Origin of the sequence: Novosphingobium sp. Chol11 (assembly GCF_900218065.1) — a bacterium.
GTDB lineage: Bacteria > Pseudomonadota > Alphaproteobacteria > Sphingomonadales > Sphingomonadaceae > Sphingobium > Sphingobium agri.
Genome location: NZ_OBMU01000002.1, coordinates 218,708 through 226,128, shown reverse-complemented (window position 1 = coordinate 226,128; position 7,421 = coordinate 218,708). Strand labels below are relative to the sequence as shown.

The window sequence follows — 7,421 nt, the reverse complement described above, 5'->3', positions numbered from 1 at the left end:
GGGATGTCGTCATCAACCGCATGCTAACCTGATAGGTACGGCGCTTGTCATAATCGCCTTCCACATAGGCCCGCTCGGCAGCGCGGGAGTAGCGGTTCCACCGCTCGACAAAGCGGTCGGCGCGAAGCTCCGGATTGGTGCGAACCGCTTTCTCGTCGAGGATGGCAGCGTGCGCCGCCTCAGTGTCGCCGCGCGCCGCTGAGGCTGGGAGGGCGGGGTTGCGCGCATAGGCTGCTTCGGCATCGAGCGCTGCCTTGGGCCGCAGATCGTTCAGCCATTTCTATGACAAGCTGGTAAACGGTATGGTGTCGCGGGCTACTTCAGGGATCTTGCCGAACGCACCTTCAAGCAGATCAAAGGCTTTGGCAGCTATGGTTTTCCCGAGAGTCATGCGGCGAGCTTTGCCAAGATCGCCTATGCCTCGTCCTCGATGAAGCATCATCATCCGATGTCTTCTGCACTGCGCTCCTGTACGCACAGCCGGTGGGCTTCCACGCCCCGGCACAGATTGTGCGCGATGCCCGGCAGCACGGCGTTTAGCTACTGCCAGTCTCGATCAACCATAGCCATCGGGACGGTACGCTCGAGCCAGCGCGTGGGCGCACCAAGGCGGTGCGGCTGGGTTTTCGGCAGGTGCGGGGCCTTGCCAATCTCCATGGAGCGGTGATCGTGGGCGCACGCGGTCCAGCGTCGTTCGAGAGCGTCGAGGAGGTCTGGCGCCGCGCGCGCCCGCCGCGCGCCGCGATCGAGCAACTGGCGGAAGCGGACGCCTTCGCGTGCATCGCGCAGGAAATAAGCGCTAGACAGTAAGGTGCCCCCGACGATGATCGCCACTCCCGCAAGCTCGACCATTTTCGCGAGGAAATCGATTGCCGCGTGAGTATGCTCCATCAGCGATACAAGTGCGGCAAAGACGAAGCTGTTACCTCGCGGCGGCCGGTTCGAGTTCGCTAGCGCAGCAGCGCACGTGTTTTCGCCAGATCATTCCTTATGGTCGTGGCGGCCACCCCACCCTCACCCATGGCATGGCTGATCTGATCCAGGCCCTTCGCAACATCGCCCGCAGCGTATAGGCCCGGGACGCTCGTGCGCTGGTGCTCGTCGACGATTAAGCAGCCGTCTTCTGTGCCATCTGCTCCCAGCATCATCGCCAGCTCCGATCGGGTCACCGAACCTAGAGCCGGATAAACGCTGTCATAGGCGACTGGGCCCTGCGGCGTCGGAACGATGATCTGGTCACCGTCTATGCAAAGCGGTTCACACGGACCATCACACATCTTCACGCCAGCCTCTTCAAGCCGACCACGCTGCTCGCCGGTCAGGGCGTGTTCGCCGTCGGGCGCGATCAATGTGACGTCAGCACTATACATCCGCAGGAACAGCGCCTCTTCCAGCCCGTGCCCTTTTGTACCGATGACTGCGATCTTGCGATCGGTCACCTCATAGCCGTCGCAAATCGGGCAGTAGCGCAGCAGTCCCCGTTCGAGAGCAACATCGTGGATTTCTGGCGCAATCGGTGGCCGATTGTTGACGACCCCGGTGGCCAGCAGGATGGTGCGCGCGGTTCGCTGTTCCTCCCCTACGGAGGCGACGAACAGACTGCCATCCTTGGACAGCTTCTCAACCAACATGTTGGTGACCTGGCCGCCAAATTCCGCCGCCTGTTCACGCATGCGCGCCAGCAGCTCCTTGCCAGAAATGCCACCCGGATAGCCGGCGTGATTGCGGGTGCGAGGAATCAGGGCAGCACGACTATGCCCCGCATCGATGATGCCGATCTTCAGGTGAAACCGCGTCAGGTAGATCGCGGCCGTGAGCCCCGCGGGGCCAGCACCTATTATAAGACAGTCCAACTCCTCGGCCATCGTAAACCTATACTCACAGATGATCTACACCGGCAGCACTTGTGCGAGGGAGAAGTTCCATTCTTCACATTGGCACCGTCGCCCACGCTCGGGGGCGCTGCCTGGTCAGCGGAACAGCATGACGCGCCGAGGGTTCGCAGGGGAAGCTTCCGCTCAGCAGCGAGCGGACGCCAACTGGGAGCATTGAACCACATGGATATTCAAGCAACTACGGACCCGTCCAACCGTCACGCCCGAAGGAAGGCTAAGGCGCTGGCCAGGGAGCCCAAGCACAGAAGATGCAATTGCGGCACGGCGGGCCATCAACAGCTAACGGACCGGCACGGCTCTCCCTCGAACGACGAGCCATCATAACTGACAGTAAGGCGCTTGGCGCCATCTCCCAAATCACTTGGCGTCGTCACAATGCAGACAATCAATATCGGCACGGCGGGATGGAGCATATCCCGCGCGTCGGCGGAAGCATTTTCGAGCGTGGGTTCCGGCCTGGATCGATATGCTTCCCGGTTGAAGGTCGTGGAGATCAACAGTTCTTTCCACCGCTCCCACCGGCCTTCAACGTGGGCGCGCTGGCGCGAGAGCTCGCCCGCAGATTTTCGTTTCTCGGTCAAACTGCCGAAGCGCATTACGCACGAACTCAAGCTTGTGGATTGTGCTGCTGCCCTCGACCAGTTTCTGGCACAGGCTCACATCTTGGGGGAAAAGCTGGCAGTGCTCCTTGTTCAGTTACCGCCCAAGCTCGAATTCGCCGCCGAGACCGCACACCGCTTCTTCAGCGACTTGAAGTCCAGAAGCCCGGCACTGGTTGCCTGCGAGCCGCGCCACCCAAGCTGGTTTCTGTCCGAAGCTGAAGCCCTGCTCGAACAACATGAAATTGCGCGCGTGGCCGCCGACCCTGCCATCTGCAGAGCGGCCGCTCGGCCAGGAGGATGGATTGGCCTCCGCTACTGGCGGCTGCACGGCTCTCCGGTCATGTACCGGTCCAGTTATGGCGACCGGGTGAGTTCCTACGCGGATCGGTTGCTCGCGCACGCCGAAGCGGACGGGCAGACTTGGTGCATCTTCGACAATACAGCGTCCCCGGCGGCAATCAGTGACGCCTTGGCCTTATCGAACGCCGTTGAAAAGATCGCCCGCGCCTCTCGCTGAGGCAGTGTGTGAATGACTTCCGGGCCGCCGCCGGAACTCTCCTCATCGTGAGCGCTTGATGGCCGAAGACTTGAATTCGAGAGGAGTCTGTTCATGCGCCTTGCGCCAATCCTGATCGCCTGCAACCTGCTGGTTGCGTGCGGGGGTAATGATGGTCCGACAGTGATCGACGGCAGCAGTCAGGCCGCCTTTGAAAGCAGCCTTGCAGCCGCCCGGCGCGATGTGGGACCTAAAGATCGTATCAAGCTGGAGGCAGCGATCCGTGAACATCAGGCCCGGATGTTCGCCAAGGCCGACAATCGGCAGGAATATGAAAGGCTGGTGCGGCAGGGCATGGACGGCCTGACAGCGCCGGCCATCGTCAGGCAGTTCAACAAGGATGTCGACCGCGTCAGCGGCAAGGCAGCAGACGCCGTGTTCGATGCGAAGCGCGCGCTGAAGGATCTTTGAAGCGACGCTTAGTCGACCCGACTACCAGCCGCTGCCGCCGAAGTTGATGACCCCCAACAGGGCGAGCAGGGTCAGCGAGAGGATCGCCGAGAGCAGCAGCGATCCGAGGCAGCCCAGCTTGCTAGAAAAAAGAAAGAACATCATCGCTCCCAGGTGCAACGAAGAAACAGGCCATCGGGGAGCTGTATTGCCACCTCCCGACCGTCGATCCCCTGACCAACGCAGCGTCGATCATGAGGTTGCCCGGAATCCAGGAAACTGAAGCGGCGGCACGACGTTGCGCAATGATAATAAGGAGGAGAGGCTTATGAGATGGTTCGCTTTCCTGGTCGCGGTGACCGGCGCAACATCCGCCGTGCAGGCTCAGCTGCCCGCGGCCAGCCCGGTCCTGACGCCCGAGGAAACCTTGTTGGTCGTCAGTGGAGAAGGGCAAAGCCGCCGTATCCCTGATGTGGCGCTGTTTTCGGCGGGCGTCGTCACCCAAGGCAAGACGGGAGGAGAGGCGCTAGGCGCCAATGCGACCCGCATGAACGATGTCGTAAACGCCCTAAAACGCGCCGGTATCGCGGACCGCGACATTCAGACATCGGCGCTCTCACTACAGCCGCAATATTCCAATCCCGAGCAGGAGGCCCAGATCCGGGCAAGAATGACGCGCGAGCCCTATATCGCACCGGCCCAGCCCCAAGCGCCCCGGATCATCGGTTATGAGGCCCGCAACAATGTGCAAGTGCGGGTCCGGAAACTGGGGGAGATGGGGCGCATCATCGACACTTTGGTCCAGGCTGGCGCCAACCAGGTGGACGGTCCCTCCTTCACGCTGGATGAACCCAAGGGCGCGCTCGACGAAGCCCGGACATAGGCGGTGCGCGAAGCGCGATCCCGCGCCGAGCTGTATGTGCGGGCAGCCGGCCTGCGCATATCCCGCATCCTTTCGATCAGCGAAGGAGGCGGCTATTATCCCCAGCCGATCGTCGTCACCGGGCGCATGGCGGGAGCACCGCCCGCTCCCCCGCCGCCGCCAAGCCCCGTCGCGCCGGGCGAGCTGATGCTCGGCGCGACCGTCTCCATCCAGTTTGCGCTTCGGCCATAGGGTGTGAGGCTTCCGATCTTCGTGGTCGTCGGCTTGGGAGCTCTCCTGCTTGCAGGTTTCTCCGCAGCGGTCCAGCGACACGGGCCCGATCAGGCGATCTTCTGCGCCCTGGGCAAGTCGAAGGAGGGGTTCGACATATATTGTCCCAAGCCGGTGTTGAATGCCGGGTGGCCGGCGCCTTATCTGTTCGACCGGCCTGGCATTTCGGTCGAGAACAGGATCGGCATCCCCGAGGACGATTTCCGCTTCTGGCCTTTCACCGCCAACATCGCCTTCTACTGGTTGCTCCTGGCCGGGATACGCAGGATATCGGGGCGGCCTCGGCTTCGGGGCGGTGACGGCTAGTGCACCGCGCCGCGCTGATATCCGGAGCCATTCCCGCCTCCGGCCGTTTCCGCGAAATGACGCGTCGATCATGCCTGGGAATCCTGCTAAGCGTCGCGGGCTGCACCTCACCCGTGACAGCGCCTGTGCCTCAGCGATCGTCTAACGCACCCGTCGCAGCAGGCGCAGAGGACGACGGCACCTATCTGAGGCGCATCGACCCGCTGGGCGGCCAGTGGCGTGTCGAACGGCTGGGGCAGCAAGACTTCACCCGGTTCAGCGGCTCGGTGAATTTCAGCGGCGGCGGATTCTTCAATCATGGCGCCGGCTGCGGCGGCGGATTTCCAGCATTTTACCGAATAGAGGAAAACCGCATTTCGATAACCCGGCTGGAGAAGGTGCAGGTCGGGAAGTGCGGATCCACCGCCACGCCAGCGCGCACCCTCGCCGCCGATAGTGAGCGTCGCCTCGCCTCATTCCTTGACGGGGTGGTCAGTTGGAGCCGCCCTGACGAACGCACGCTGCTTTTAACGGGCAGCCGCAGCGAAACCGCGCTACTCACGCGCCCGGTTGAGCCACATCCTGAGATCGCGGGACGATGGCTGATCGAAAGCATCGGCGGCAAGGCACTGGTCACGGAACGGCGGCCGCCGACACTGTCGATCTCAATGAACTCCATCGGTGCACACGCGGACTGCAACTCGATGGGAGGGACGTTCACCGTGCCGTCGCCAGGGCGGATCGTGGTGACCGGCCCCTTCGTCTCAACCTTGATTGGATGCTCAGCTGACGACGCTGCGGAAGACGCGCTCATGACTGCCGCTATCAGCGGCGCCACCGCGTTTCAAATTGAGGGTGACAAGCTCATATTTACCGGAGGGAGAGGCATGGTGGTCCGCCGCCCCCCGCCTCCCGACCGCAGGCTTGCAGGCGAATATGCCGCCTGTGGCGACACTCTGCTGGGCGCCTATCATGAAGGACCGATCACCCTTGCGATCGGCAGCCACACGATGGTCGACAATGCGGGCTGCTCAGCGAGCTACAGCACAAATGGCGCGCGGATTTCGCTCACATTGCAGAACCATTCGGCTTGCGGCTCTAACGCACCTCTTTTTGTACCGGGACAGCCAGTGGCCGTCGGCGGCGCGATTTCACCCCTGGCGACGGTGCGCCCTGACGGCTTTGGATTTGATGAGCAGGGTCGACTGATACTGAGGACGAACCGAGGTCTGCTGAAAATGTGCCGCAAAGGGTCTCCGCCCCCGATGGGAGGCTGACGGAGAATGCGAAGATGCAACTCCCGCTAGCCCGGCGGAGAGCGGCCGTGAACTGCATTTTCGTTGCGCCATGAAGAGCAGCTTTGATCGACGATCCCGCCAACTGTTCACGGTTGTGGCGCTGTGCGCTGTAATGGCCTGCACTGACGGAGGGCGTCAGGATCAACGAAGGTCGGCGGACGGGCGGATCACTACGACTATAAGCTTGTTCTTCCAGATAAATTCAAGCGCACAAGGTCGACGGGATCGATAGCAAGGTGGAAGAATGGCAATCGCCCGATGCTATAATTATCACAGACTTTGGATTTTATAGCTCACCGCCCACATGCAATTTAGCAGGCCAAGGGTGTAGCGTTTCTAAGGAGAAGATCGCAGGAAGATCCTCTCTGGTCGGGCGGTACAGCTATTTACCCGGCCATCCCAACTATGAGCAGAAGCCTTTCAAATACCACGTCCACATTCCCCTGACCGAAGCGAGTGATGGCCGTCTCAATGTGTTCGCATGGTGTGACAGCGAGCCGGCTTGCGAGGAAGCGCTCTCCGCTATCCGGAAAGTCCGCATTTTGCATGGGAAGCGGCATCGCGTCGATTTAGTTCAGCCGGGCGCTCCGCCTGCGCCAGCACCCGCTGTTGCGCATGAATAGGGAAAGCATACACATCGCGATGCGTTGACTGACAGGGCCAGCATTCTTGCATCACCGCTAGCACCGGAGGTAAAAGCATCAGATACGGCAACAAATCGAGGGTATACCGGTCCGCGGTGAGAAATCTCTCGGCAATGGCCGCACTTCGCGAGGTAGGGAAGCACCAGCTAAAGACAAACTGGACGCAATATGTCGGTGCCGATCAGCGATCCCTTAGAACATGTGGTTCTGTTACAAGCCACGAGCAGGAATGTCGTGCCGCAAGTGGAATATCAGGGCACTTCACGAAAGGACACTTCTCTCGAATTTTTGAGGGCACGTCATGTTGTATGATTGTCGATTAAGCCTATATGGAAGTCATCAAGTGCATAGCAACGTAGGCGCTCTTGACTGAGAGACCATCGCGCTCCCGCTTACCCAGGGAGTGACACATGGATCTCAATCAGCTTTATTTCGATCATCAGATTTTGCTCATGCACGCCGCCGACGCGATCAGTGAGCCGGCACGCCGCAAGCATCTGGCCGCCGCGGGCACTATCGGTGATCAGATCTTCGACTTGCTTTCCTCGAAAAGGGCCGATGCATCGCTGAGTTGGCTGCCTTGGACGGATAGGTCTTA

The 7,421-nt window shown here is 61.1% G+C and carries 7 protein-coding genes and 2 pseudogenes; 8 read left to right on the top strand and 1 reads right to left on the bottom strand.

Translation table 11 applies throughout. From position 1 onward, the window contains the following. Both NCHOL11_RS18420 and NCHOL11_RS13710 read left to right on the top strand, forming a co-directional pair. On the top strand, positions 1 to 202 hold a 202-nt coding region (locus NCHOL11_RS18420), incomplete at its 5' end, for a hypothetical protein (RefSeq protein ID WP_217991083.1). Between the two features lie 70 nt (positions 203 to 272). Next, a pseudogene (locus NCHOL11_RS13710) lies at positions 273 to 789 on the top strand (helix-hairpin-helix domain-containing protein); the annotation flags it as partial. Between the two features lie 161 nt (positions 790 to 950). Here the strand turns inward: NCHOL11_RS13710 and NCHOL11_RS13705 are convergent. Then, positions 951 to 1,865: an NAD(P)/FAD-dependent oxidoreductase gene (locus NCHOL11_RS13705; RefSeq protein WP_097093116.1), complete on the bottom strand. Its 915-nt coding sequence runs from the start codon at positions 1,863 to 1,865 to the stop codon at positions 951 to 953. Positions 1,866 to 2,270: 405 nt separating this feature from the next. Between NCHOL11_RS13705 and NCHOL11_RS13700 the strand changes: the two genes are divergently transcribed. The 6 genes and pseudogenes from NCHOL11_RS13700 to NCHOL11_RS18225 form a co-directional block, all read left to right on the top strand. Further along, complete coding sequence (locus tag NCHOL11_RS13700; protein ID WP_097093114.1) at positions 2,271 to 3,014, top strand: DUF72 domain-containing protein; 744 nt, start codon at positions 2,271 to 2,273, stop codon at positions 3,012 to 3,014. 93 nt (positions 3,015 to 3,107) lie between these two features. After that, a complete protein-coding gene (locus NCHOL11_RS13695; RefSeq protein ID WP_097093113.1) occupies positions 3,108 to 3,464 on the top strand; it encodes a hypothetical protein in 357 nt (118 codons plus the stop codon). Positions 3,465 to 3,771: 307 nt separating this feature from the next. Next, positions 3,772 to 4,557 (top strand): annotated as a pseudogene (locus NCHOL11_RS13690) (SIMPL domain-containing protein). A 3-nt stretch (positions 4,558 to 4,560) separates the two neighbouring features. Then, positions 4,561 to 4,902 carry a hypothetical protein gene (locus tag NCHOL11_RS13680; RefSeq protein WP_097093107.1) on the top strand — a complete coding sequence of 114 codons (342 nt, stop codon included), beginning with the start codon at positions 4,561 to 4,563 and terminating at the stop codon, positions 4,900 to 4,902. A gap of 113 nt (positions 4,903 to 5,015) precedes the next feature. After that, positions 5,016 to 6,158 (top strand): META domain-containing protein, encoded by a 1,143-nt coding sequence (locus tag NCHOL11_RS13675; RefSeq protein ID WP_176502276.1) that lies wholly within the window; start codon positions 5,016 to 5,018, stop codon positions 6,156 to 6,158. Between the two features lie 1,075 nt (positions 6,159 to 7,233). Continuing rightward, a partial coding sequence (locus NCHOL11_RS18225) for a hypothetical protein (RefSeq protein ID WP_176502275.1) occupies positions 7,234 to 7,421 on the top strand: 188 nt, incomplete at its 3' end.